This window comes from Halorhabdus utahensis DSM 12940, from assembly GCF_000023945.1.
Taxonomy (GTDB): domain Archaea; phylum Halobacteriota; class Halobacteria; order Halobacteriales; family Haloarculaceae; genus Halorhabdus; species Halorhabdus utahensis.
This window is the reverse complement of record NC_013158.1, coordinates 2,224,678-2,248,042: the sequence shown is the minus strand read 5'-3', so window position 1 is coordinate 2,248,042 and position 23,365 is coordinate 2,224,678. Positions and strand designations below refer to the sequence as shown.

Annotated in this window: 21 protein-coding genes; 19 read left to right on the top strand and 2 right to left on the bottom strand. The window is 65.8% G+C overall.

Annotation, left to right across the window (positions count from 1 at the left end; translation table 11 throughout):
* Positions 1 to 14: 14 nt before the first annotated feature.
* The gene (locus tag HUTA_RS10730) at positions 15 to 872 is read right to left on the bottom strand and encodes a ZIP family metal transporter (RefSeq protein ID WP_015789932.1); all 858 of its coding nucleotides are present in this window, start codon (positions 870 to 872) and stop codon (positions 15 to 17) included.
* Positions 873 to 1,119: 247 nt separating this feature from the next.
* Here HUTA_RS10730 and HUTA_RS10725 point away from each other — a divergent pair, with 247 nt between their 5' ends.
* The 15 genes from HUTA_RS10725 (at position 1,120) to HUTA_RS10655 (ending at position 18,076) form a co-directional block, all read left to right on the top strand.
* Entirely contained in the window at positions 1,120 to 2,055 is a 936-nt protein-coding gene (locus HUTA_RS10725; RefSeq protein WP_015789931.1) for an NAD(P)/FAD-dependent oxidoreductase, read from the top strand.
* Positions 2,056 to 2,057: 2 nt separating this feature from the next.
* The gene (locus HUTA_RS10720) at positions 2,058 to 3,254 is read left to right on the top strand and encodes a FecCD family ABC transporter permease (protein ID WP_015789930.1); all 1,197 of its coding nucleotides are present in this window, start codon (positions 2,058 to 2,060) and stop codon (positions 3,252 to 3,254) included.
* On the top strand, positions 3,254 to 4,195 hold the full coding sequence (locus tag HUTA_RS10715) for an ABC transporter ATP-binding protein (RefSeq protein WP_015789929.1): 942 nt from the start codon (positions 3,254 to 3,256) through the stop codon (positions 4,193 to 4,195). The genes HUTA_RS10720 and HUTA_RS10715 overlap by 1 nt, the downstream gene beginning before the upstream one ends.
* A gap of 192 nt (positions 4,196 to 4,387) precedes the next feature.
* Positions 4,388 to 5,686 carry an ABC transporter substrate-binding protein gene (locus HUTA_RS10710; RefSeq protein WP_015789928.1) on the top strand — a complete coding sequence of 433 codons (1,299 nt, stop codon included), beginning with the start codon at positions 4,388 to 4,390 and terminating at the stop codon, positions 5,684 to 5,686.
* A gap of 1 nt (position 5,687) precedes the next feature.
* Entirely contained in the window at positions 5,688 to 6,944 is a 1,257-nt protein-coding gene (locus tag HUTA_RS10705) for an ABC transporter substrate-binding protein (RefSeq protein ID WP_015789927.1), read from the top strand.
* Positions 6,945 to 7,167: 223 nt separating this feature from the next.
* On the top strand, positions 7,168 to 8,217 hold the full coding sequence (locus HUTA_RS10700; RefSeq protein ID WP_015789926.1) for a zinc-binding dehydrogenase: 1,050 nt from the start codon (positions 7,168 to 7,170) through the stop codon (positions 8,215 to 8,217).
* A gap of 85 nt (positions 8,218 to 8,302) precedes the next feature.
* Positions 8,303 to 9,226 carry a ribonuclease Z gene (gene rnz, locus HUTA_RS10695; protein ID WP_015789925.1) on the top strand — a complete coding sequence of 308 codons (924 nt, stop codon included), beginning with the start codon at positions 8,303 to 8,305 and terminating at the stop codon, positions 9,224 to 9,226.
* 66 nt (positions 9,227 to 9,292) lie between these two features.
* On the top strand, positions 9,293 to 10,444 hold the full coding sequence (locus HUTA_RS10690) for a sensor histidine kinase (protein ID WP_015789924.1): 1,152 nt from the start codon (positions 9,293 to 9,295) through the stop codon (positions 10,442 to 10,444).
* A 183-nt stretch (positions 10,445 to 10,627) separates the two neighbouring features.
* Entirely contained in the window at positions 10,628 to 11,017 is a 390-nt protein-coding gene (locus HUTA_RS10685) for a VOC family protein (protein WP_015789923.1), read from the top strand.
* Entirely contained in the window at positions 11,014 to 11,883 is an 870-nt protein-coding gene (locus HUTA_RS10680) for a polysaccharide deacetylase family protein (RefSeq protein WP_015789922.1), read from the top strand. Before HUTA_RS10685 ends, HUTA_RS10680 begins: the two co-directional genes overlap by 4 nt.
* A 107-nt stretch (positions 11,884 to 11,990) precedes the next feature.
* Positions 11,991 to 13,967: a DUF460 domain-containing protein gene (locus HUTA_RS10675; protein WP_015789921.1), complete on the top strand. Its 1,977-nt coding sequence runs from the start codon at positions 11,991 to 11,993 to the stop codon at positions 13,965 to 13,967.
* Between the two features lie 79 nt (positions 13,968 to 14,046).
* Entirely contained in the window at positions 14,047 to 14,571 is a 525-nt protein-coding gene (locus HUTA_RS10670; RefSeq protein ID WP_015789920.1) for a hypothetical protein, read from the top strand.
* A gap of 324 nt (positions 14,572 to 14,895) precedes the next feature.
* Entirely contained in the window at positions 14,896 to 16,365 is a 1,470-nt protein-coding gene (tgtA, locus tag HUTA_RS10665) for a tRNA guanosine(15) transglycosylase TgtA (RefSeq protein ID WP_015789919.1), read from the top strand.
* A 106-nt stretch (positions 16,366 to 16,471) separates the two neighbouring features.
* A complete protein-coding gene (locus HUTA_RS10660; protein WP_015789918.1) occupies positions 16,472 to 17,419 on the top strand; it encodes a winged helix-turn-helix domain-containing protein in 948 nt (315 codons plus the stop codon).
* Between the two features lie 54 nt (positions 17,420 to 17,473).
* Positions 17,474 to 18,076, top strand: coding sequence for a flavin reductase family protein (locus tag HUTA_RS10655; RefSeq protein WP_245529096.1), 603 nt, complete (start codon positions 17,474 to 17,476; stop codon positions 18,074 to 18,076).
* Between the two features lie 154 nt (positions 18,077 to 18,230).
* On the opposite strand, the gene sod is transcribed toward HUTA_RS10655, so the two are convergent.
* Positions 18,231 to 18,833: a superoxide dismutase gene (sod, locus tag HUTA_RS10650; RefSeq protein ID WP_015789916.1), complete on the bottom strand. Its 603-nt coding sequence runs from the start codon at positions 18,831 to 18,833 to the stop codon at positions 18,231 to 18,233.
* A 318-nt stretch (positions 18,834 to 19,151) separates the two neighbouring features.
* Here sod and arcS point away from each other — a divergent pair, with 318 nt between their 5' ends.
* The 4 genes from arcS (at position 19,152) to HUTA_RS10630 (ending at position 23,365) form a co-directional block, all read left to right on the top strand.
* The gene (arcS, locus tag HUTA_RS10645; RefSeq protein ID WP_015789915.1) at positions 19,152 to 20,900 is read left to right on the top strand and encodes an archaeosine synthase subunit alpha; all 1,749 of its coding nucleotides are present in this window, start codon (positions 19,152 to 19,154) and stop codon (positions 20,898 to 20,900) included.
* On the top strand, positions 20,897 to 21,313 hold the full coding sequence (locus tag HUTA_RS10640) for a VanZ family protein (RefSeq protein WP_015789914.1): 417 nt from the start codon (positions 20,897 to 20,899) through the stop codon (positions 21,311 to 21,313). Before arcS ends, HUTA_RS10640 begins: the two co-directional genes overlap by 4 nt.
* A 681-nt stretch (positions 21,314 to 21,994) precedes the next feature.
* On the top strand, positions 21,995 to 22,237 hold the full coding sequence (locus HUTA_RS10635; protein ID WP_015789913.1) for a hypothetical protein: 243 nt from the start codon (positions 21,995 to 21,997) through the stop codon (positions 22,235 to 22,237).
* 51 nt (positions 22,238 to 22,288) lie between these two features.
* Positions 22,289 to 23,365 (top strand): archaeosine biosynthesis radical SAM protein RaSEA, encoded by a 1,077-nt coding sequence (locus HUTA_RS10630; RefSeq protein WP_015789912.1) that lies wholly within the window; start codon positions 22,289 to 22,291, stop codon positions 23,363 to 23,365.

Genomic DNA, 23,365 nt, shown 5'->3' with positions numbered 1-23,365 from the left:
CGATTGCGACCGGATCACGCGAGTGCGACGTCAAGGTACAGCATGACGAGCACGCCGGCCATCGTGCCCAGCGTGGCAATGCGTTCGTGGCCGCGGGTGTGGGTCTCGGGGACGATCTCGTCACTGATGACGAACAGCATCGCGCCCGCGGCGAACCCCATCGCGTAGGGCAGCAGTGGGGTGGCGACCGTCACGGCCAGCGCGCCGATCACGGCCAGGGGAATCTCGACGACGCCAGCCCGGATCCCGGCGACCGCGGCGTAGAGTCGGCGATCGAGGCCGGCGTTGATCGCCGCGATCGAAACCGCCAGCCCCTCCGGGATGTTCTGGATACCGATCGCGAGCATCAGTGCCAGCGCCCCGCCGACGTCACCGGAGCCGAAGCCGACGCCCACCGCGAGCCCCTCGGGGACGTTGTGCAGCGTGATCGCCAGGATGAACAACACCACGGAGGCGATCCGCGGGTCGTCGATCGGGAGCTGTTCGGACTGGCCGGCGGCGTCGGCGCGTTTCCGACCCGTGAGCAGAATGTGGGCGTGGGGAACGAGTGCGTCACCGCGATCGAGCACGAGAACCCCCAGTGCGATCCCGATCAAGACGGGCAGGGGCCTGAGGAGTCCGTCGGCTGCCAGCCCCGGAACGATGATCTCGGTGGCCTCGATCCCTGGCACGATCAGACTGGTAAAGGCCGCGGCCATCATCACGCCGGCCGCAAAGCCCAGCGCCCCGTCCAAAGCACGCTCACTCGGGTCGCGCCAGACGAGTACGAGCGACGCCCCGAGCAGGTTGAGCGTGGCAATGACGATCCCGCCGACCAGTGCCTGGATGAGACGGTTGGTCCCGACGAGGTCGACGAAGGCGTCGGTCACCACTGTCGATCACGTCCATGCGCCACCATCGTCCGGACACACGCGGGGCGATCATATGTATATTGCCCGGCCCGGAACGAACGTCAGTCCCGGTGCCGAGTGGATTTGGCTAGCCTGAAATCCGGAACGCATTTATATTCTTTAGGCTAGCCTAAAACCATGGACGAGGAACGTGACCGGAGGATCACGACGAGGAAGGGTTGGTCGACCGGCAGCGTAGCGCTGCCATCGTCACTGGTGAGTTCGACGCATGACTGATCCTGACGGCGAAGCGACGAGTGCATACGACCACGACGTGGTCGTCATCGGCGGCGGCCCGGCCGGTTGCTCGGCGGGGATTTTCACCGCCCGGTACGGCCTCGACACGCTGGTGTTCGACCGCGGTCGGTCCTCGATCCGGCGGTGTGCACATCTCGAAAACTATCCCGGCTTCCCGGCTGGCATCGACATCGAGACCTACTGCGAGTTACTCCACGACCACGTCCGTGCGGCCGGCTGTGCCCTAAGGGAGGACCTCGTCGAATCCGTCGAGGCCCTCGAGACCCCCGTGGCGGGAGGCTTCGTCGTCACCCCACAGGAGGGAGGGGCGGTCACGGCCCGTCGGGTGATCGCGGCGACGCGCTACGACGGGGCATACCTCTGGCCCCTCGACGCCGACGATGAGATGGTCACCACCAGTGCAGGCGATAGCGAGGAAACCGACCACTTCGACCGTGACTATCCCGACGCCGACGGCTCGACACCGATCGAGGGTCTCTACGTCGCCACGCCCTCTCCCGCTGACGAGCAGGCGATCATCGCCGCCGGCCGCGGGGCGGCGACGGCTCGCACGCTCCTCCGGGACCACCGCCGCGCGTCGGGACTCCCCGAAGAAGTGGCCGACCACTACGACTGGGTCCGTCGGTGGGCGGAGCTGGACGCGGAGTGGCACGACCGGGAGCGGTGGCGCGAGTATCTGGACGATCGCGTGGCGGGCGAAGAGTTGACCGAAGCGACCAGGGAGCGCGAGATCGACCGCATCCTCGCTAGCTACATCGACGAGGATGCGATCGCGAGCCGCCGCGAGCGGGGCCAGGACCGCCTGCTCGAACAGCTCGACGACGAGCGGGTCCTCGCCCGCGCCAGGGAGATCGAGGCCGCCCGTGACGCCGACACCGAGCGTGAGGTAACGGAGGCGAGTGACTGAGCATGGCGGGCGAATCAGCCACCGCCACGGACTCGGTCTCCCGGCATCGTCGCGCGTTCGACTGGCTGTCAGGCTCGTTGTGGACGGTCGTCCTCGGCAGTCTCCTCGTCATCGTGGGTGGCACCCTGATACAGGTGAGCTTCGGCTCGTTCTCGACGACGCCGATCGAAGCCTGGCAGGCCCTGTTCAATCCGGACGTCATCTTCAACCTACAGGCCTGGCGATACTTCGTCTTCGGGGCCGAGTTTCCGGTGCTCGGTGCCGAACTGCCCGAGATGAACCGACGGAGCCTCATCGTCTGGAACATCCGGTTTCCCAGAGTCCTCGTCGCGATCCTGGTGGGCATGAACCTGGCGGTCTCCGGGGCGATCTTCCAGGCGGTGACCCGCAACGAACTCGCGAGTCCGTTCATCCTGGGCGTCTCCTCGGGGGCGGGGCTGATGATCCTCCTCGTCCTCGTGGCCCTCTCGGGCGCGACGCTCGTGATACCCTACGTCGTCGGCTCGGTGGCGCTTGACATCTCCTCGTTGCTCCCGATCATCGCCGCGCTTGGCGGGATCGGCGCGTTCCTGCTCGTCTACGCGATCGCCTGGAAGAACGGGACGTCGCCGGTTCGCCTCGTTCTGGCGGGCGTCATCGTCGGCACCGTCTTCCAGAGTCTCCAAACGGGGCTGTTCTTCTTCGCGAGCGACATCGGCGTCGTCCAGTCGGCCATCGCCTGGACGACGGGGTCGCTCACTGGGGTCGACTGGGAGCAGGTCCGGATGGCACTCCCCTGGACGATCCCCGTCGTCGCGCTCTCGGTCATCAGTGCGAGACAGCTGAACGTGCTGTTGTTGGGCGAGCGGACGGCCTCCTCGCTCGGCATGAACGTCGAGCGAATGCGCTTTGCCCTCTCGACCGTCGCGGTGGTGGCCGCCGCGGCAGCCATCGCCGTCGCGGGCATCGTCGGCTTCGTCGGCCTGATCGTCCCGCACATGGTCCGCAACATCGTCGGGAGCGACTACAAGCATCTGGTCGTCGGCTGTCTGTTCGCCGGCCCGGCGCTGATGGTCGCCGCCGACGTCGGCGCCAGGCTGGGCCTCATGGTGCTTGCGGGCAGCAGCCAGCAGATGCCCGTCGGCATCGTCACCGGGCTGCTCGGCGGCCCATACTTCCTCTACCTGATGCGCAAACAGGACACGATGGGTGAGATCTGATGCCCGGGAAAACGCCCGAACCGGACGGCGGTGTCAGCCAAGTGATCGAGGAGCCCGTATCACGGGAGAACGGCGAGACGCCGGCCGACGGCGAGCAGCCCGAGGACGGACGCGCCGACGGCGAGACGGCAGCGAGCGAGTTCCGCGGCGACGACCTCGTCATCAGCTACCCGTCGAGCGACCAGCCGGTCATCGACGGCGCGTCGATCGAGGTCGCGCCCGGCGAAGTGACCGCTCTGGTCGGACCGAACGGCAGCGGCAAGAGCACACTCCTGAAAGGGGTGGCCGACCAGCTGGCACTCGACTCCGGCGTCGTCCGGCTGGACGGCACCGATATTCACGACATGGAGACCAAAGAACTCGCGCGAAAGCTCGGCCTGCTCTCCCAGGAGAACGTCGCCCCCGATAGCATCACGGTCGAACAGCTGGTCGAACACGGCCGCTACCCCCACCGGGGCTTTTTCGACGGCCTCACCGACGCCGACCGCGGGGAAATCGACCGATCGATCGAACTGGCGGGCGTTGAGCACCTGCGCGAGCGCGAGGTCGGCCAGTTGAGCGGCGGCCAGAAGCAACTGGTCTGGATCGCGATGGTGCTCGCCCAGGACACCGACGTCCTGTTGCTCGACGAGCCGACGACGTTCCTGGATCTCCACCACCAGCTCGAAGTGATGGAGATCGTCCGGACGCTCCGGGACGACAGCGACATGACGGTCGTCGTCGTCCTGCACGACATCCAGCAAGCCGCTCGGCACGCCGATCGGATGATCGCACTGAAGGACGGCGAGATCCGGGCGCGAGGGCCGCCCGAGGCGGTCATCACCGAAAGGCTCCTGGCGGACGTCTTCGAGATCGACGCCGCGGTCGAGCGGACGCCCCGCGGGCCACGGATCGAACCGCTCCACCCCCGCCACGAGGGCGACCCGGACAAGCAGTCGTGAGCGCCGGGGACGACTGCCCCCACGGCTCGGCCGACTCCCGCTCTCGCATCGCAACGACGTGCCCGACCGGGATGGTGGGCAAGCACTCCGACCGCTGGCAGGCACGGATACGACGGGTTGTCTGTCAGCACCCCTATTTTTGGCTCGCCTAAAATCGGTGGCCTTTTATTGGTTTAGGCTTGCCTAAAATCTATGGGAGACGATTCGAGTTCGACGAGCGGGGAGTCAGTAGCACCCGAAACACCGACCCGCCGAGAGGCGATCAAGTACGGCGGCGCGGCGCTCGTGGGCGGCCTGTTGGCCGGCTGTTCGAGTAGTGCCACGGACGACGAGGGCGACCCCGACAGTGAGACGGCGACCACGTCGGTACGGACTGAAACGGCGACGCCGTCGGATCCGACTGAGACAGCTACCACCTCGGAGGATACGGAGACGACGACGGAAACCGAGTCCGACACGTACAGCGCATCGATCGCCCCGATGGGGCGGGTCAGCCTGGAAGAACCGCCTGAGACCGTCTTCACCCGGCTCACGCATCATGCCGACATGGCGTTCGCTCTGGGTCGCGGTGACACCATCACCGCGATGCACGCGCCGGCGTACTACGACCGGCTGTGGAACCAGTTCATCGAACGACTACCTGGCGTCACGCTGGACTGGGAGGGGCTGTACTCCTCGTGGCAACCCACCAAGGAGAAACTCTACGAACTCGACAGCGACATCCACCTCGCTGACCCGGCCTGGATCACGGTACAGGACAACTGGGACCCTGCCGACATCGAGGAGATCGAAAGCGGTGTCTCGCCCTGGTTCGGCAACTCGCTGAGTGACACCCACCAGGAGCCGCCGGACGCCTATGCGGACGGCTACGAGTACTACACGCTGTGGGAGCAGTTCGAACGCGTCGCGCAACTGTTCGGCGAACAGGCGCGGTATGAGGAACTCGCGGCGATCCACGCGGACCTACTGGGAACTATCGAAGAGCGCCTCCCCGACGAATCCGAGCGGCCCTCTGTCGTGATGATCGCCGCCCAGGACCTCGACGAGATCTACGCCTACACGCTCGACGAACCCGGATTCCTGACCGCACACACCCGCCCGTTCGGTGCCAGAGACGCCTTCGACGGCGAGGTCGAGTCTGCCTCAGTCATCGATTACGAGGCGTTGCTGGAGGCCGACCCGGACGTGATCCTGCATCTGGGTGGGTTCGAACCGAACACCGATCTGGCCGCGCGTCGCGAGGAGTTCCAGTCCGATCCGGTCGCGAGTGAGATCACCGCTGTCCAGAGCGAGCGGGTCTACCCGCAGGGCGCCCGGTATCAGGGTCCCATTCTCAACCTCTTCCAGCTGGAGATGACGGCCAAGCAGCTCTACCCCGACCAGTTCGGCGAGTGGCCACGCTACACCGAGGGCCCCTATCCCGAGATTCCGGCCGGGGAACAGCTGTTCGACCGCGAGCGCGTCGCGGCCGTCATCAACGGAGACATCTGAGATGAGTGACGACGCGGGTTCGAGGACGACACCGACACGACGTGAGTACCTGAAGTACGGCCTGGCGGTCGGGACCGGCGGCCTGCTCGCGGGCTGTAGCGGTGGGGAACGTACCGAGACGGCCCAACCGGCCGACCAGGAAACGGCGACCGCAACACCCACCGAGACGGCGACGGAGACGGAGACGACCACCGAAACGGAGGCGGAGACGACCACCGAAACGGCGACGGAAACGACAGCCGACACCCCCTACACCGTCGAGATGGCACCTGTCGGGGAGGTCAGCTTCGAAGAGGTACCCGAGACGTTTACGCCGTACAGCGGCGACTACGCCGACATGGCGGTCGCGCTGGGCAAGGGCGACGGCATCCAGGGAATCGGGTTCGCCGACCGGTATTACTCGTACGTCTACGACGAACTACCCGGTGTCAGCGTCGATCGTGAGCAGATCGAGGAAGACCCCGAGGTGCGGACCAAAGAACAGTTCTACGCGCTGGACAGCGACGTCTTCCTGTACGACCCTCAGATGCTGATCAACTGGTTCGACTGGGGGCCGGCAGACGTCAGTGAGATCCGCGAGAACGTCGCGCCCTTGTTCGCGAACCTGATCTTCCGGCGCGAGGACGCCTGGCACGACTACCGCTACTACACGCTGTACCAGGCCTTCGAGAAGCTGGCGGAGCTCTTCCAGCGGGAGGAGCGCTTCCAGGCGTTCGAGACACTCCACGAGGAGTTCCTCGCGGACGTCCAGGCGAGGATGCCGCCCGCGAGCGAGCGGCCGAACGTCATGCTCACCTTCGAGGGGACGGACGAGCCCGAGACGTTCTCGCCGTACCGGCTCAACGACCGTGGGACGAGCAAAAAGCAGTGGCGGGACCTGGGAGTCGCCGACGCCCTCTCCGGCACCGGTATCGAGGGGCTCAGCACGACCGATCGGGGCGAACTCGACTACGAGAACCTGCTCACGGTCGACCCGGACGTACTCTTGGTCCGGGGCCACGAGCGCAAATCGGCCCAGGAGTTCCGCGACACGGTGCTCGCGTACATGGAAGACCACCCCGTCGGGAGCGAACTGACGGCCGTCCAGAACGGGCAGGTCTACCGCGGCGGCTTCCTCTATCAGGGCCCGATCCAGAACCTCTTCCTGACGGAGCGTGCCGCCAAACAGCTCTATCCCGAGACGTTCGGCGACGTAACCGGGGACGACGAGTTGTTCGACCGCCAGCGGGTCGCGGACATCGTCAACGGAGAGATTTGAATACAGTCTGGCGGCCGGAACCGGCAGGCTACGTGCCAGCAGGAGCGGTGATAGCACGACGACTGACGGGGCCGGCGACGCCGACACCACGCAACCGACGACCGAAACGAACGGCACCACGACGCCCACCTCGACTGCGACGGACCGGTTGTTGGATTCCCAAATCGCTGGACTGGAACTCACCTTTATAACGAATGCGGCCGTTTGTCTGACTGTTCGTACAATGAAAGCATTTGTCATGCGCGACATCGGCGAGACGGCCATCATCGAAAAAGAGCGCCCCGAACCCGGTCCCCAGGACGCGATCTTGAAGCCCACGGAGGGGCTGATCTGCACCTCCGACTGTCACACCGTCCACGGCGCGATCGGCGAGCGTGAGGACCTCACACTCGGTCACGAAGTCGTCGGCGTCGTCGACGAGGTCGGCAGCGCAGTCGAGCACTTCGAGGCGGGCGACCGTGTCGCCGTCGGCGCGATCACGCCCGACTGGAACTCCCTGGCGGCCCAGGACGGCCACCCCTCCCAGTCGAATCAAGCCCTCGGCGGGTGGAAGTTCGCCAACGTCAAGGACGGCACCTTCGCCGAGTATGTCCACATCAACGACGCCGACGGCAACCTCGCGAAGATCCCCGAGGGCGTCAGCGATCACGAGGCCGCCTACGTCGCGGACATGCTTTCGACCGGCTTCGCCGGTGCCGAGCGCGGCGACATCCCGATGGGCGGGACCGTCGCCGTCTTCGCGCAGGGTCCCGTCGGCCTGATGGCGACGAAAGGGGCCGAGCTACAAGGAGCCGGCCGGATCATCGCCGTCGAGACCGTCCCCGAACGCAAGGAACTCGCCCGCGAGTACGGCGCGACCGACGTTGTCGACTTCGGCGAGGTCGATCCCGCCGAGGAGATCATGGAGCTGACCGACGGCGAGGGCGTCGACGTCGCCATCGAGGCACTGGGGGCTGACGAGACCTTCCAGGACTGCATCAAAGTCACCAAGCCCGGCGGCACGGTCTCGAACGTCGGCTACCACGGCGACGGCGAGTTCCGGCACATCCCGCGCGCCGAGTGGGGCGTCGGCATGAGCGAGATCGACATCGTCAACGACCTCTGTCCCGGCGGCCGCCTGCGCATTCAGCGCCTGCTCCGGTTGCTCGATCAGGGCAAGGTCGACCCGACGAAGATGACCACCCACGAGTTCGAGTTCGACGAGATTCAGGAGGCCTTCGAGATGATGGAAACGAAGGAAGACGGGATGATCAAGCCGCTGATCCACTTCTAGGACGGTTCTCGGGGGACAATCCCCGGCCCGCGAGGGACGGGCTGTTCCGAAGGGGGTTTATCGCTCGCCCGGCGACCGGAAGGTAATGCGCGTGACGTTTCTCGGGACGAGCGGCGCGGTGCCGACGACCGAACGCAATCCTTCGGCCGTGATGGTCCGGCGGGAAGGCGAGCGACTGCTTTTCGACTGCGGCGAGGGGACCCAGCGTCAGATGATGCACTTCGGGACGGGCTTCGATGTCGCTCACATCTTCGTCTCGCACATGCACGGCGATCACGTGCTGGGGATTCCCGGCCTCCTGCAGACGATGGATTTCAACGAGCGTGAGGAACCGCTGGCGATCCACGCGCCACACGGGACTCGCTCCCAACTGGAGGCGCTCATCGGCGCGACCGGCGATCGACCATCCTACCCGTTGCGGATCACACAGAACGGTCCCGGCGACGTGGTGCTCGACGCCAACGAGTACGAGGTTCAAGCCATCGAGACCGAGCACCGGACCCAGTCGCTCGGCTACGCGCTGGTCGAGGACGACCGAAAGGGGCGCTTCGATCGCGAAACGGCCGAGAACGAACTCGGCATCGAACCCGGGCCGAAGTACTCGAAACTCCACGCTGGCGAGGCGGTCGAACACGACGGGCGGACGATCCAGCCCGAGGAAGTGGTCGGACCGCCACGACCGGGCCGGACGGTCGTCTACACGGGCGACACCCGTCCCGTCGAGGCCGTCCGCCGGGCCAGCGAGGACGCCGACCTGTTGATCCACGACGGAACGTTCGGCGACGACCGGGCAGCGCGTGCCCGGCGGACCGGGCACTCGACGGCGCGGGAAGCCGGATCGCTGGCGGCCGAAGCCGGCGCGAAGCGACTCGCGCTGACGCACATCTCGACGCGATATGCCGGGCGATCGGATCAGCTACTGGAGGAGGCTCGCGAGGCGTTCGGCGAGGCCGCCTTCGTCGCTGCGGACGGGCAGTCGATCGACGTCCCCTATCCGGACGACGGGTGAGTGAGCCCGTGACACGGCCTCAGACAACACGGAACAGTTACTTCGGGCCATCCACTGGCTAGGACAATGGCAAAGCAGCGGGCCGATGCTGCCGTCGCTCGGGCGTTTGAGACCATCTCGCCGTGGGGCGTTCGACTCGCCTGTGGCGGCGTGATCGCGGCGGCAGGACTGGCGGGCATCCTCGTCCCAGTCGTCCGTCTGATCGCAACGCCCGGTGGCGTGTCCGGCCCGGCGGTGGGGGCGCTCGTGCCAGCATCATTCAGTCTTGCTGTCCTCGGCGGCGGCTACTGGCTTGCACGGAGCGACCTCGACGGATCGCTGGCTGCCGCGGTCACAGTCTGGTGGTTCCTCGGGACCGCGTTCGGGACGTTCACGGCACTCGGTCTCGTCGGCTATCAGATCGGGTCAGGGGTCAGCGTCTCCGACCCGGCGATCGTGCTGAGCGGGATCGCGTCGATCGGCGGCGTCGGTGGGCTGCTGGTCGGCCGATACGACGCACAGAGCCAGCGTCGACGACAGGCACTCGAGCGCGAACACGAGCGGCTCGCCGACGAACGCCAGAAGCTCGCGCTGCTCAACCGGATCGTCCGCCACGATATCGGCAACGACATCCAGATCATCAGCGGCATGTCCGACCATCTCGAAGGGCACGTCGATGCGGAGGGGGCGGAATATCTCGATCGCATCCAGCGGACGACCGAAGAAGCGATTCAGCTGACTGAACAGGTACGGGCGTTCGTGGCGTCGCTGGGCGATGAAAACCCCTCCGAATTGCGCCGGACCTCACTCCGGCGAGTGCTGGAGACCCAGATCGAGAACACTCGCGAAGTGTACCGCGAAGCAACGGTCACGCAGGTGGGCGAGATTCCAGACGTCGCCATCCACGCTGACGAACTCCTCTCGACTGTCTTTCACAACCTCCTCTCGAACGCGGTCGAACACAACGACCGGGCGAACCCCTACGTCGAGCTGTCAGTCGAACGCGACGGCGGGACAGTCGCCGTCTCAATCGTGGACGATGGCCCGGGTATCGCCCAACAGGAACGGATCCGACTTCGAAACGTCGACACTACCCCGGACATAGACAGCGAATCCGGGCTCGGGCTGTACATCGTGGGCATGCTCGTTGGTCGCTACGACGGGGCGATTTCGATCGACGACCGGGAGCCCCGTGGGACAATTGTCACTGTCAAGCTCCCAGTCGCCGACGGCGAATAGCGCCGGTCGTTACAATGTCTAGGGTCATCGACGGCGAATAGCGCCGGTCGTTACAATGTCCACGGTCATCGACAGCGAATAGCGCCGGTCGTCACCATCCCACGGTCATCGACGGCGAATGAATCGGGACGCTACTGGTGACTGGCCGATACTGTCATCTGTGCCGGCGTGGAATGAAACGGCATGGAGCTTTCACACGTCGCGATATGGGTGACCGACCTCGACCGATCCCTCGACTTCTACGAGGCACTGGGTTTCGAGCGATCGTGGTCGTTCACCGACGACGGGGTCGAGAACGTCTACGTCAGCGGTGACGGTGGCGAACTCCAGTTGCGTCACGACCCTGACCGAACGACGCCGATCGCACCGACGCGGGCCGACACCGACCACGTCGCGCTGGGTGTCGAGGACGAAGCTGCTGTCGAGGCGGCTGTCGAGCGGAGCCGCGACGCTGGCGGCTCGGTCATCGACGGCCCACACGTCGTCGAACCGGCCGACGCCTACGCCGCCTTCGTCGAAGACCCCGACGGCTACACCCTCGAGTTTGTCACATCGCTGGAGGGAGACCAATGACTGATCCGCGCCTCGCGCTCGTCTTCGACGACGGGTATCGCAGCGACTTCGACATGCTCCGTCCCGCCCTCGCCGAACTCGACGCCCCCATGACGCTGGCGATCGTCCCCGGGTGGCTCGGCGGCGAGGACCACATCACAGCCGACGAACTCGAAACGCTCGCCGAGGAGGGCCACGAGGTCCTCTCACACGGCCGCCGTCACCGCTACCTGGGAACCCATCGGGTAACGGCCGACGCGTCGGCTGGCGACCGTCGAGTTACCCTGGACAACCACGTCTTCCCCGATGACGTCCACGGCGTCTACGTCGGTGACTCCTACGAGATCACCAATGGCGAAGACGCCGAAATGCTGACCCTTGCCGAGAAGTTGGGCACCGACGACGAACCGATCATGGAGTTCGAGACGGCGATTTCGGGCGATTACACCGCCGGCGAAGCGGTCGTCCGCCCGACGATGGACACGATCGAGGACGAAATCGTCGGCGTCCGTGAGGAATTCGACGACCTGGGCTTCGATCCGACGGGCTTTGTCTTCCCGTATGACGCCACTGACCCGCGAGCTTGGGACGTCGCGAGCGAGGGATACGACACCATCGCGAACGCCGGAGTCAGGTCGCTGCCGAACCCAGCAGGTACGCTTCCGACGAACTGGCGGCGGTACTACCTCCAGACGGGTCACCAGACCCGGCCGGAACTCGCGGCGTACCTCGATACGCTCGCCGAGCAGGGTGGCGTGGGGATTCTCGCGGGCCACAGCGACTGGGAGTCCGTCCCCGAGGAACGCGTGATCTGGACCGTCGAGGCCGCCCGCGAGCGCGGGATCGAAGTGACGACGCTCCACGAGGCAGCCGACCGTCAATCCTAAATCGACGACCACGGGACGCATGTGTCGCTGAGTGCTGCGACACAGAAACCGAGGGAACCGTCGTTCGGCGTCATGGGTTTATACTGCTGAGACACCTAGGTGCCACCGTGCAACGGACGGCTGCCCTGGACGACGTGATCTTCGGCGTGGACGTCCAGAGCGGGGACGTGCGGGGGGATGCGCCCTCCTACGCGCTGGTCATCTTCGACGGCGAGAGCATCGACCGGGACGTGGTGAGCCGCCGGAAACTGCGGCGACTCATCGACGACCGCGAGCCGGCGATCGTCGCCACGGACAACATGTACGAACTCGCCGCGGACAAGGACGCACTCGTCCACTTCCTCCGGGAATTGCCCGACGGAACGCGCCTCGTCCAGGTGACCGGCGACGAACAGCCCGAACCGCTCTCCAGGGTCGCCTCCCGTCATGGTGTGGCCTACGGCAAGGACCCGATGAAGGAGGCCGAGGCGGCGGCCCGACTCGCGGCGGGCAACGTCGGTTACGCGGTGTCAGCGTTCTCCGAAACGACCGAGGTGAAGGTCTCCCGCGGCCGCTCGACCGGCGGCGGTGGGGGCTGGAGCGAGGACCGCTTCACCCGGCGGATTCACGGTTCGGTCAAGAAGCTCGCCCGCGAGGTCGAACGCGAACTCGAGGACGCGAATCTCGAATACGACCGCGATGTAACCGAAAAGTACGGCGGCTTCTCGAACGCGGTCTTCGAGGTCGAGGCCCCACCGGAAGACATCCCCGTCTCGCGGGAACGATCGGGCGACACCAGGATCGAGATCGAGCGTGAGCGCTTAGAGGGCATCGAGTTCGAGCCCCTGGCCCACCGGCGCGATCACGTCGTCGTCGGCGTCGACCCGGGGACGACCACCGCCGTCGCCGTCGTCGGCCTCGACGGCGAGGTCCTTGAGGTCCACTCGACCCGGACTGCGGACACCGCCGCAGTCATCGAGTGGATCATCGAACGCGGGCGACCGATCGTCGTCGCCGCGGACGTCACGCCGATGCCCGAGACCGTCGAGAAGCTCCGCCGTAGTTTCGACGCCGCCGCCTGGACGCCCGACAGCGACCTCCCCGTCGACGAGAAACTTCACCGAACCCGCGAAGCGGCAACCGACAACGATCACGAGCGCGACGCGCTGGCGGCCGCCCTCGAAGCCTACGACGATCACGCGGACCAGTTCGAGCGAGTCGCCGCGAAAGTCCCACCGCGCGAAGAGGTTGGCCCCGTGCTGGCTCGCGTGGTCGCCGGCGAGGAAAGCGTCGAGAGCGTCCTGGACGACCTCGCGGACGAGGAGGGCGAACCCGCGGAGACGAGCGAACACACCCCGCGGGAACTCACCGCCGAGGAAAAGCAGATCAAGCGGCTCCAGGACCGCGTCGAGCGCCTGGAATCCCACGTCGAAGACCTCAACGAGACGATCGAAACGAAAGACGGGACGATCAGCGACCTCCGGGACAAACTCGAATCGGCCCGCAGCGAGCAGCGGGCGGAGACCCGCAAACGGCGGGAAGTGACCCGCCTCGAACGCGAGAACGACCGCCTCGAACGCGAACTCGACGCCGAACGCGAGCGAGTCGAGGACCTGGAAGGCAAGCTCGAACGCCTGAAAGCGCTCTGGAAGCTCGATCACTCCAATTTCGCCGAGGTCGAGGAGACCAAGGAGGGGCTCGTCCCCGTGAAGGTCGTCGAGAAGTTCACGACCGCGGCGATCGAGGACGCCGACGATCGGTTCGGCCTCGCCGAGGGCGACATCATCCTCTTTCGGGACGCGACGGGTGCGGGTCGATCGACCGCCGAGCGACTCGCCGATCTCGACCCACGGCTCGTCCTGCGGACCGGCGGGCTCTCTGACGTTTCCGACGAAGTGCTCTTCGAGGAGGACGTCCCGGTCGCGCCGGCCGACAGCGTCACCGTCCAGGAGGTCGACGAACTCGCCGTCGCCCGCGAACGTGAGGTCGAGGAAGCCATCGAAGAGTGGAAGGAGTACGCGAGCGAGCGCGAGAAGGCCCGGACCGCGGAGATGGTCGACACGCTGATCAGCGAACACCGCGCGTCGGGTCGGGGCGGGAGTTGACGGTCGGGCGACCGTCTGTGACCGTCCGGGGGCGACGGGAACCCGTACCGATTTCACCGTCGCCGTCCGAGCAGCCCACATGGAACAATTCGTCGCCGAGAACCTTGATCGGTACGGAGACACCCAGGGTGTCCTGCCCGAGCGGCTGAGCGAGTTCGGCGAGCAGTACCGCCAGCAGGGCCACCTGACCCGCGATCAGTTGTACGAACTGGCCTACGAGACCGCAACACGGAGTGCGTATCACGTCGAGTCCAATCCAGAGGACCGGTGCATCGAGGTGACCCGTAACGTCCGAACAGTCGAGGGCGATTTCTCGCAGGTGCAGCTGCTCTCCGGCCTCTCGGGGTTCAAGGCCCCCGTCGCCTCGGCCGCCCTGACGGCGCTGGATCCCGACCGCCACGCCGTAGTGGACACGCGCGTCTGGGCCGCCCTGGAACGGCTGGACTACCTCGAGGGCCGCAAGGAGAACTTCGACGCCGCCGACTACGTGGCGATGATCGAACCGATCCGCGAAATCGCCGACGAGACAGGGCATTCACCGGCAGACGTCGGCTACGCGCTGTTCGCCTACGACGAGCACGTCCGGGAAGGCACACTCCACTGACCGCGCGTCGTGAAGACTCGGATAAGCGCGCTGAATCGAACGGCGTCGGACCTTACTCAGGGCCAGGTTCCTCGGGAACCGACGAGTCGCCGCGAAGTTTGGCGGCGACGACGGCGATGGTTGCGAACAGTACAGCACCGACAGCGAGTTTCTTTTTCGAACTCATATCATCCCGTTGGTCGCTATGGGATATAAACCGACGACCAGAGCTTCCGAGCCAGCAGTACGGGGGATCAAGGACGGTGGTGCCGACGAGTTGTCCGCCAGTCGGGCGCTGTGATCACCAAACGGAATTCTTAGGCCCGCCGATCACCCAGGACGGCTATGCGCGATCACTTCGAACTCCAGGCGTACGACGCCATGGGGCGGCTCGGCGAGTTGACCGTCCCGCGAGCGGACGTCACCGTCGAGACGCCCGCACTGCTGCCGGTCATCAACCCCCACCACGAGACGATCGATCCCGGACGGCTGGCGGAGTTCGGAGCCGAGATCCTGATCACGAACAGCTACGTCATCTACGGGAGCGACGAGGTCCGAGAGCCGGCGCTTGAAGATGGGCTCCACGACCTGCTGGATTTCGACGGCGCGATCATGACCGACTCGGGATCGTTTCAGCTCGCCGAGTACGGCGAGATCGACGTCAATACGACTGAGATCCTCGAATTCCAGCGTGAGATCGGGTCGGACATCGCGACGCCGGTGGACATCCCGACGCCGCCCGACGCCGACCGCGAGCAGGTCGGCCGGGAGATGGAGACGACACAGGCTCGACTCGAAACGGCCGCCGACTTCGACGCCGGGGAGATGCTGCTCAACGCGCCAGTCCAGGGGGCGACCTACCCCGATCTTCGGGAGCAGGCCGCTCGGGACGCGTACGCGACGGGGCTCGATGTCTTTCCGATCGGCGCGGTCGTCCCCCTGTTGAACGACTACCGCTACGGGGAGATGGTCGACGCCGTCGCCGGGGCAAAGCGCGGCCTCGGCGAGGACGCCCCGGTCCACCTCTTCGGCGCGGGCCACCCCATGATGTTCGCCCTCGCCGTCGCGGCCGGCTGTGATCTGTTCGACTCTGCCGCCTACGCCCTGTACGCCCGGGACGGCCGGTATCTCACCGTCCGCGGGACCGAACACCTGGACGAACTCGAACACTTCCCGTGTGAGTGTCCCGTCTGCTCGGCCCGTACCCCGGCGGAGCTGCGCGACCGCCCGACTCACGAGCGCACCAAGCTGCTGGCCGAGCACAATCTCCACGTCTCCTTCGGCGAAATGCGCCGTATCAAGCAGGCGATCCGGCAGGGGAATCTGCTGGAACTTGTCGAGACCCGCGCTCGCGCCCACCCGACAATGCTCGACGGCTACCGGGCACTGCTCGACCACGCCGAACAGCTCGAACGCACCGACCCCGCCTCGAAGGACGCCTTCTTCTACCTCTCAGGGGAGAGCGCAGCCCGCCCGGAGGTCCGGCGACATCACGACCGCCTCGCGCGGCTGTCACCGCCCGCGGACCTCCTGCTCGCGACCGATCCCGACGCCCACGCCGGGGCCGACGCGGACGTCTGGGCGGTCGAGCCTCCCTTCGGGCCGGTCCCGCGTGGCCTCGATCAGACCTATCCACTCACGGCGGAGCTGCCCGACCGGCTCGACGACCGGGCCTACCGGGCCGCTGCTCGTGGCGTGAATCGTCTCGCAGAAACGAGTGACGCCGCGATCACGCTCGTCGACGACGGCTGGCCGGCAAGCGCGCTCGACCTGCTCGCCGAGGGCGTGGACATCGACACGACAGTCGAAGAGTGACAGACGCTCACCGGATCGCTCGGCTGGATCGACTGCCGGCATCGCCGAACCCGGTAAGGTCTGACAGCACCCGTGCGTTTTCCCGTCGGGTCGCCGTTTCGCCAGTATGAGTCAGTTCGACCGGACGAAAGAGTCCGGACACGAATCGGGGGCAGGGACCGAGACCGGTCCGGGACCGGCCCGGACCGAGTCGCGGATCCCGCCGGCGGAGGTCTTTTCCATTCTGGGCAACGACACCCGGGTGGCGATCCTCCAGGCGATGCTGGAACTCGGTGCGGACGAGCAGCCGGTCAGCTTCACGGCCATCTTCGAGCAGGTCGACATGGCCGACAGCGCGAACTTCAGCTACCACCTCGAACAGCTGACGGGCCACTTCCTCGCCCAGCGTGAGGACGGCTACGTGTTCAGATATCCCGGCCGGAAGGTCGTGAGTTCGATCTTCACGGGCACGCTCACCGAACGCGCCCAGCTCGGCTTTTTCCCCGTCGAGGGGTCGTGTTACGATTGCGAGGGGCCGCTACACGGCTGGTACGTCGACGACGAACTCACCATCGGCTGTACGGACTGCGGGACGATCCAGGTCAGCTACCCGTTCCCCGCCGGCGGCCTCGACGACCGCTCGACCGAGGACGTCCTCGAAGCCTTCCAGCACTACGTCCGCCATCACTACTGTCTGGCGGCCGACGGCGTCTGTCCCGAGTGTACCGGCTCGATCGAGTCGGATCTCGTCACCGATCCCGAGGAGGACGCCCTCGACGTCGCCGTCGAACACGTCTGTCAGCGCTGTGGCTACCGCCTGGAGTCGACTGTCGGCATCACGATGCTCGATGTCGCCGACGTCCTGGTGTTCTTCTCGAAGCGCGGCGTCGACCTGAACGCCGAGCCGTTCTGGCACTTCGACTGGTGCGTCAGTGACAAGCGAACGGAGATCGTCGACGACGAGCCGCTCCGTGTCCGGCTGACTCTCCCCTGTGCAGGCGACGAACTTCGCGTCCTGCTCGACGAAACCGTCTCCGTGATCGACACTGCAGTCGTCGAACGCCTCCCGGAGTAGCGCGGATGGCGAACGTCTCAGATACCCAACTGTATTCGGATGCAGCAAGGGCTAATGTCGATCGACCTCGTACGGAGCGTGTATGACGCAGTCACTGACTGGACGGATCGTATCGACGACATGGACGACGCGGACGATCCTGCTGAGGGATCGGTAACGATGGTCGACGCTGAGCAGTTCCGGGCCGTCCTCGGGCAGTTCGCGACCGGCGTGACCGTCGTGACGCTGCCGGGTGAGCCGCCCCACGGCATCACCGTCAGCGCCTTCGCCAGTCTGTCGATGGACCCGCCGCTCGTGTTGATCTCGCTCGACCACGACACCGACGCCCACCGGCGACTCGCCGACGGAGACGACGACGGGTTCGCCGTCAACATCCTCGCGGGAGACCAACGCGAGGTCGGCGAGTTCTTCGCGGGGATGACCGACGATGGCGATCCCCTCGCCGAAGCGACCGACGCGCCGGCCACGGGTGCGCCCGTCTTCGACGACGACCTCGCGTACGTCGACTGTTCGGTGTACGATAGCTTCGAGGCGGGCGATCACACGGTCTACGTCGGGAAGGTCGAAGCGGCCGAGTTGTTGAACCCCGAGGCTGAAGCGCTCACATACCACCGCGGCGAGTGGGGGACGACAGCGGAGACCACGGACGACGCCTGATTGTCGGCGACGCTGCGTTTGGGGCGTCACGTGATAATATTGCGGGGCACGGTCAGCTCGACCGTGGCCGTGATCGAGTAACGGAGAGTTCAGCGGCCGGAAAATGGCTCCGCGAAAATACCCACTGTCGGGTGTTCGAGACGACGTCGCGTATCTACTCGAACAGTTCGACGGCCTGCTCGAAGCGCGCGGCGGGTTCCTCCCAGTCGACGACCTCGAAGAAGTTTGCGACGAAGTCACCGCGGGCTGGACCGTAGTCGTGGTAGTAGGAGTGCTCCCAGACGTCCAGCGCCAGGACGGGGTGGCTGCCCCAGAGCGCGCCCTGGTCGTGTTTGTCGACGACGACGTTGCGAAGCTGGTTGCTGAACGAATCGTAGACCAAAAGCGCCCAGCCGCCGGCCCCGCTGGCGGCAGCCTCGAACTCGCCCTTCCAGGCGTCATAGGAGCCGAAGTCCTCCTCGATTCGCTCGCGGAGGTCGCCCGCGGGTTCGTCGCCACCCTCCGGGCTCATCGACTGCCAGAAGAGGTCGTGCAGGACGTGGCCGGAGCCGTTGTGCGTGACGTTGCGGATCGCCCCGGCCGAGGAGTCGAACTCACCGGCCTCGCGGTTCTCGGCGAGGGTCTCCTCGGCGGCGTTCCAGCCGTTGACGTAACCCTGATGGTGGGTGTCGTGATGCCAGCGCAGTACCTGTTCGGAGATGTGCGGTTCCAGTGCGTCGTAGTCGTACGGTAGCGGCGGTAGCTCGTAGTCGCTCATGGTAGGCAATTTGATTTGATGAACGTGAGGGATATGAACGTTCTCTGTAGCGGATTTTAGAAGGATATTTGATATTCAAATTTCGACTCTTGAACGGTTATTGGCGGATATAGACCATCGATTCGAAATAATTATACTCGTTTTGATTGTTTTCACTTGCCGCAAAGAAATGCCGGATATAGTCGAATCAGATCAAATATCGTATATATAGCGTATCGCCGGGCTGAGACAGACGGTTGAGGGGGCGGCGGATCGGTTTCGGACTGAGAGCGTTCGGGACTGGAAAGATAGTTGTGAGCGCGTCTCCGAATGGGTTCCATGACCGAGTATTTCGAAGTGATCGACCGGGACGGGGCCGCCAGGATCGGCGACCTCAGGCTGGCCGCGTCGATCACCACGCCGGCGCTGATCGACGACGTGCTCGTCGACGCCGGTGACCTCTGGACGGAAGATCGCCAGGTCCCGGATGGCAGCGACGACGAGTTGACGGTCCTGCCCCACCGCGGGTTCCCGGCCGGGACGCCCGATGAAGTTCAGACAGCCTTCGACCCCGCCGTCCCGGACGTCGAGTATCCCAGCGCCGCCGTCATCTCCCCGGAGACGGCTGCCGATCACGGCACCGACGCGTACGTCCTCGCCGGCGGGGCCGGCCTGGTCGGCCACAGCGAGGCGTTCGTCGAGGCCATCGTCGAGACTCGGGAGTCGATCCCGCCGGACGCCGGGCTCTACCTTCCAGGCGTCGCCTCGCCAGGCAACGTCGCCACCCTCGCGTACGCCGGGGTCGACCTCTTCGACACGGACCGCGCCGTCGTCCGTGGGACGCAAGGCTGGTATCTCACCCGCGACGGCGAGTATCGAGTCGACGACCTCGACGAACTCCCGTGTTCGTGCCCGGCGTGTCAGCAGGCTGTCGAGGACTTCGACCGCGAGGACTGCGTCGAGCACAACGAGAACGTCCTCGACGCCGAGCTCCGGACCGTCCGCAACCGGATTCGAAATGGGGAACTTCGGGACTACATCGAGGGCCAGGCCCGCCACGAGCAGTGGCTGACCGCGACGATGCGTCGGCTGGACGACGAGTACGACTACCTCGAAGGGCGGACGCCGCTGCTCCGGAAGGCGGAGATCACGGCGTCGACCGACGACACCCTCCGGCGGGTCGAGATCCAGCGCTTCGCCGAGCGGGTCACCGACCGCTACCGCAACCGCTTCGATGCCCCCCTCGTTCTGGTGCCGTGCTCGGCGACCAAACCCTACAGCGACTCCCAGAGCCACGGCCAGTTCCGCGAGGCGATCAACTACCGCGGGCACGTCGCCTCGATGACCTCGCCGATCGGCGTCGTCCCCCAGGAACTCGAACTCACCTACCCGGCCCAGCACTACGACACCGTCGTCACCGGCCGGTGGTCCGAGACGGAGATCGAATTCGTCGCGGATGTGCTCGAAGCCTACCTCGCCGCCAACGACTACCCGCGCGTGATCGCCCACGTTCCCGAGGACTACCGGGCGATCACCGAGCGCGTCGAGGATCGGCTGGATCGGGAGTTCGAGTACACCGTCGTCGACCATCCCACGACCGACGAATCGCTCGCGAACCTCTCGGAAGCGCTCGCGGGCGAGCAAAAGTATCGCAAGCGTGAGCGCCAGCACAACGTAATCCGCGCCATCGCCGACTACCAGTTCGGCGCGGACGCTGGCAACGAACTCTTCGGGGACTTCAGCGTCGAGAGTCGCTATCCGAAGCTCCGGGTTCGAGACGACGACGGCGAGCAACTCGCCGCGATGGTGCCCGAGTACGGCGTCCTCGCGCTGACGCTCGCCGGCGCTCGTCAGTGGGTCGATGCTGATGTCCCCACGAAGCGCGTCGAGATCGACGATTTCGTCCCCCACGGCAGCGTGCTCGCGCCGGGGATCATCGACGCCGACGACTCGATCCGCGTCGGTGACGAAGTGGTCTTCGAAGGGCCCTCGGCGTTCGCGGTCGGCCGGGCGAACATGAGCGGGCCGGAGATGGTCGACAGTTCGCGCGGGATCGCCAGCGAGGTCCGCCACGTCGAAGAAAAATGAGCACCCGCTCCCGGCAGGCTGATCGATCGCTGCGGTGGCTGGTCGTCCTCGTCGTCACGGCGATCCTCTTCGTCGCGGCGGTCGTCGAACCTTCGTCGGATATCGCCCGATCGGGACCGTTCGGCCTGCTCACACAGGCGACCTGGCTGCACGTCTTCGGCTACGCCTTTTTCAGCCTGACGCTGGTGTACGCACTGCTGGATACGCCCGACGAGCCGACGCTCCATCCAGCGGTCGTCCCCATCATCGTCGTCGCCTACGGCATCCTGCTCGAACTCGTCCAGTTGTTGATCCCCTACCGCTCCTTTGGCGTGGGGGACATCCTCGCGGACGCGGTCGGGGCCGTCGTGGTGGTCGCCGTGTGGGCCTACGGCCGAGCCGCGCTGGCGGCACTCGGATTTCGGCGATCGTGAGATGATATGGTAGTGTTTAGTTTGGCAGGAATCGCTGGCAACAGCCAGAAAGCCCCGAGGCGGTCGGCTCGGTGCGCCGGCTGCGCGCTTCGCTCGGTCGCGCGCTCCCTCGCAGCAGTGCTTGCCCGTGCGCGCCGTCGCCGACCGCCTCGCCCCTTTCAGTCCCACCCGAACCGCCCCACTGAGCGGCCGAAACGGGCGGGAATGGAAGGGGGTGCCCGCTCGGGGACGGCGGACGAAGTAAGGCGCAAGGCGCGCAGCGCCTCGGCACGCGCGAACGGGCGCTTCGCGCCCGTGAGCGGACACCGCAACGAACGAAGTGAGTGAGGAGCGCAACGAGTGCGTGGCCGAGCAGGGCGAGGCCACGAAAACGCGAACGGGGAGAGCGAGGCGCGAGCGGACGTGAGCGCCTCGAATGCGAACGGGGAACGAAGTGACCCGTGAGCAAGCGACCCGTGAGCGAGTCCCCCGAGTCGAGCGGGCGTGGGCTTCCCACTCTCCAATACTCATCTCTTGTATGTAGTACTACGGTCCCTCGCTACCCTCGATCGGAGCCACTCGGGGCTTTCTGGCTGTTCCCACCCGGGAATCGCCTAACTAAACATACCGATGATATTCGAGAAAAGTTCAATGTACCCGAACTCGAACGATGGGTAGACGCGCTCGGCGTCGAGGACGAGTATGACCGACTCGAGTGAGCCACTGGCCGAGAAACACGAGCGCAACCGCGAGCAGCGCCGCGCGGAGATCGAGCGATGGGTCACCTATATCCAGGAGAATCCACCGGACGTCTGGGGCCCACAACTCAATTCGCTCATCGAGTCCCAGCTGGAGGAGGCACGCGAGTCGGGCATCTCCGCGGAGCAGCGCGAACGGGTCGAACAGGCAGGTCGGGAGTGGGCAGAAGAAGAGCGAAAAGAGTAGGGTCCGGTCGTCCCGCAGGGGCTTTAGGCACTGACCGGCTATCAGCTTCCAATGAGCCAGCCGAGTCCGGACGTCTACGAGCAGGGACGGGGCATGGACGCCCACAACAAAGTGATGCGGGAGATCCGATCCCGCAACGACGCGTCCTACGAACCCGACGAGCCCACCCGGGTCTGGATCGACAGGGACAACACGCCCGACGGCGTCGTCGATTCGCTGACGATCGTCCTCAACACCGGCGGGTGTCGGTGGGCCCGGGCCGGCGGGTGTACGATGTGTGGCTACGTGGCCGAGAGCGTCGACGGCGGGACGGTCGCCCACGAGGACCTCCTCGCCCAGATCGATGCCGCACTCGAACAGGAGCGCGAGACCCACGACGGCACCTGCCGGCAGGTCAAGATCTACACGTCTGGGAGCTTCCTCGACGAGCGCGAGGTCCCGGCCGAGACCCAGCAAGCCATCGCCGACGCCTTCGGTGATCGGAATCGGATCGTCGTCGAATCGCTCCCCGATTTCGTCGATCGGGAGAAGATCGCGGACTTCCGCGAGCAGGGTCTGGAAACTGACGTGGCGATCGGTCTGGAGACGGCGACCGATCGGGTTCGCCACGACTGCGTAAACAAGTACTTCGACTTCGCCGACTTCGAGGACGCCTGCACGGAGGCGGTCGCCGCCGACGCCGGCGTGAAGGCCTATCTCCTCATGAAGCCGCCGTTCCTCAGCGAAAACGAGGCGATCGAGGACATGATCTCCTCGGTCGAGCGATGTGCGGCCGTCGAGGGCTGTCACACCGTCTCGATGAACCCGACGAACGTCCAGCGCTACACGATGGTCGAACAGCTCTACTTCGACGGCGGCTACCGCCCGCCATGGCTCTGGAGCGTCGCCGAGGTCCTCCGGGAAACGGCCGAAGAAGACGTGACCGTCGTCTCGGATCCCGTCGGCCACGGTAGCGACCGGGGACCGCATAACTGCGGAGAGTGTGACGATCATGTCCAGACGGCGATCAAGGACTTCAACCTCCGGCAGGACCCGAGCGTGTTCACGCAGGTCGAGTGTGAGTGTGAGCGAACCTGGGATATCGTCCGGGAGCGCGAGAAAAGCTATTCGTTGCCGCTGGCGCAGTGA

What these genes read in the sequence shown, in the direction of transcription:
- HUTA_RS10725 (WP_015789931.1), top strand. Translation starts at nt 1,120, where the DNA reads ATGACTGATCCTGACGGCGAAGCGACGAGTGCATACGACCACGACGTG.
- HUTA_RS10720 (WP_015789930.1), top strand. Translation starts at nt 2,058, where the DNA reads ATGGCGGGCGAATCAGCCACCGCCACGGACTCGGTCTCCCGGCATCGT.
- HUTA_RS10715 (WP_015789929.1), top strand. Translation starts at nt 3,254, where the DNA reads ATGCCCGGGAAAACGCCCGAACCGGACGGCGGTGTCAGCCAAGTGATC.
- HUTA_RS10710 (WP_015789928.1), top strand. Translation starts at nt 4,388, where the DNA reads ATGGGAGACGATTCGAGTTCGACGAGCGGGGAGTCAGTAGCACCCGAA.
- HUTA_RS10705 (WP_015789927.1), top strand. Translation starts at nt 5,688, where the DNA reads ATGAGTGACGACGCGGGTTCGAGGACGACACCGACACGACGTGAGTAC.
- HUTA_RS10700 (WP_015789926.1), top strand. Translation starts at nt 7,168, where the DNA reads ATGAAAGCATTTGTCATGCGCGACATCGGCGAGACGGCCATCATCGAA.
- rnz (WP_015789925.1), top strand. Translation starts at nt 8,303, where the DNA reads ATGCGCGTGACGTTTCTCGGGACGAGCGGCGCGGTGCCGACGACCGAA.
- HUTA_RS10690 (WP_015789924.1), top strand. Translation starts at nt 9,293, where the DNA reads ATGGCAAAGCAGCGGGCCGATGCTGCCGTCGCTCGGGCGTTTGAGACC.
- HUTA_RS10685 (WP_015789923.1), top strand. Translation starts at nt 10,628, where the DNA reads ATGGAGCTTTCACACGTCGCGATATGGGTGACCGACCTCGACCGATCC.
- HUTA_RS10680 (WP_015789922.1), top strand. Translation starts at nt 11,014, where the DNA reads ATGACTGATCCGCGCCTCGCGCTCGTCTTCGACGACGGGTATCGCAGC.
- HUTA_RS10670 (WP_015789920.1), top strand. Translation starts at nt 14,047, where the DNA reads ATGGAACAATTCGTCGCCGAGAACCTTGATCGGTACGGAGACACCCAG.
- tgtA (WP_015789919.1), top strand. Translation starts at nt 14,896, where the DNA reads ATGCGCGATCACTTCGAACTCCAGGCGTACGACGCCATGGGGCGGCTC.
- HUTA_RS10660 (WP_015789918.1), top strand. Translation starts at nt 16,472, where the DNA reads ATGAGTCAGTTCGACCGGACGAAAGAGTCCGGACACGAATCGGGGGCA.
- HUTA_RS10655 (WP_245529096.1), top strand. Translation starts at nt 17,474, where the DNA reads ATGTCGATCGACCTCGTACGGAGCGTGTATGACGCAGTCACTGACTGG.
- sod (WP_015789916.1), bottom strand. Translation starts at nt 18,833, where the DNA reads ATGAGCGACTACGAGCTACCGCCGCTACCGTACGACTACGACGCACTG.
- arcS (WP_015789915.1), top strand. Translation starts at nt 19,152, where the DNA reads ATGACCGAGTATTTCGAAGTGATCGACCGGGACGGGGCCGCCAGGATC.
- HUTA_RS10640 (WP_015789914.1), top strand. Translation starts at nt 20,897, where the DNA reads ATGAGCACCCGCTCCCGGCAGGCTGATCGATCGCTGCGGTGGCTGGTC.
- HUTA_RS10635 (WP_015789913.1), top strand. Translation starts at nt 21,995, where the DNA reads ATGACCGACTCGAGTGAGCCACTGGCCGAGAAACACGAGCGCAACCGC.
- HUTA_RS10630 (WP_015789912.1), top strand. Translation starts at nt 22,289, where the DNA reads ATGAGCCAGCCGAGTCCGGACGTCTACGAGCAGGGACGGGGCATGGAC.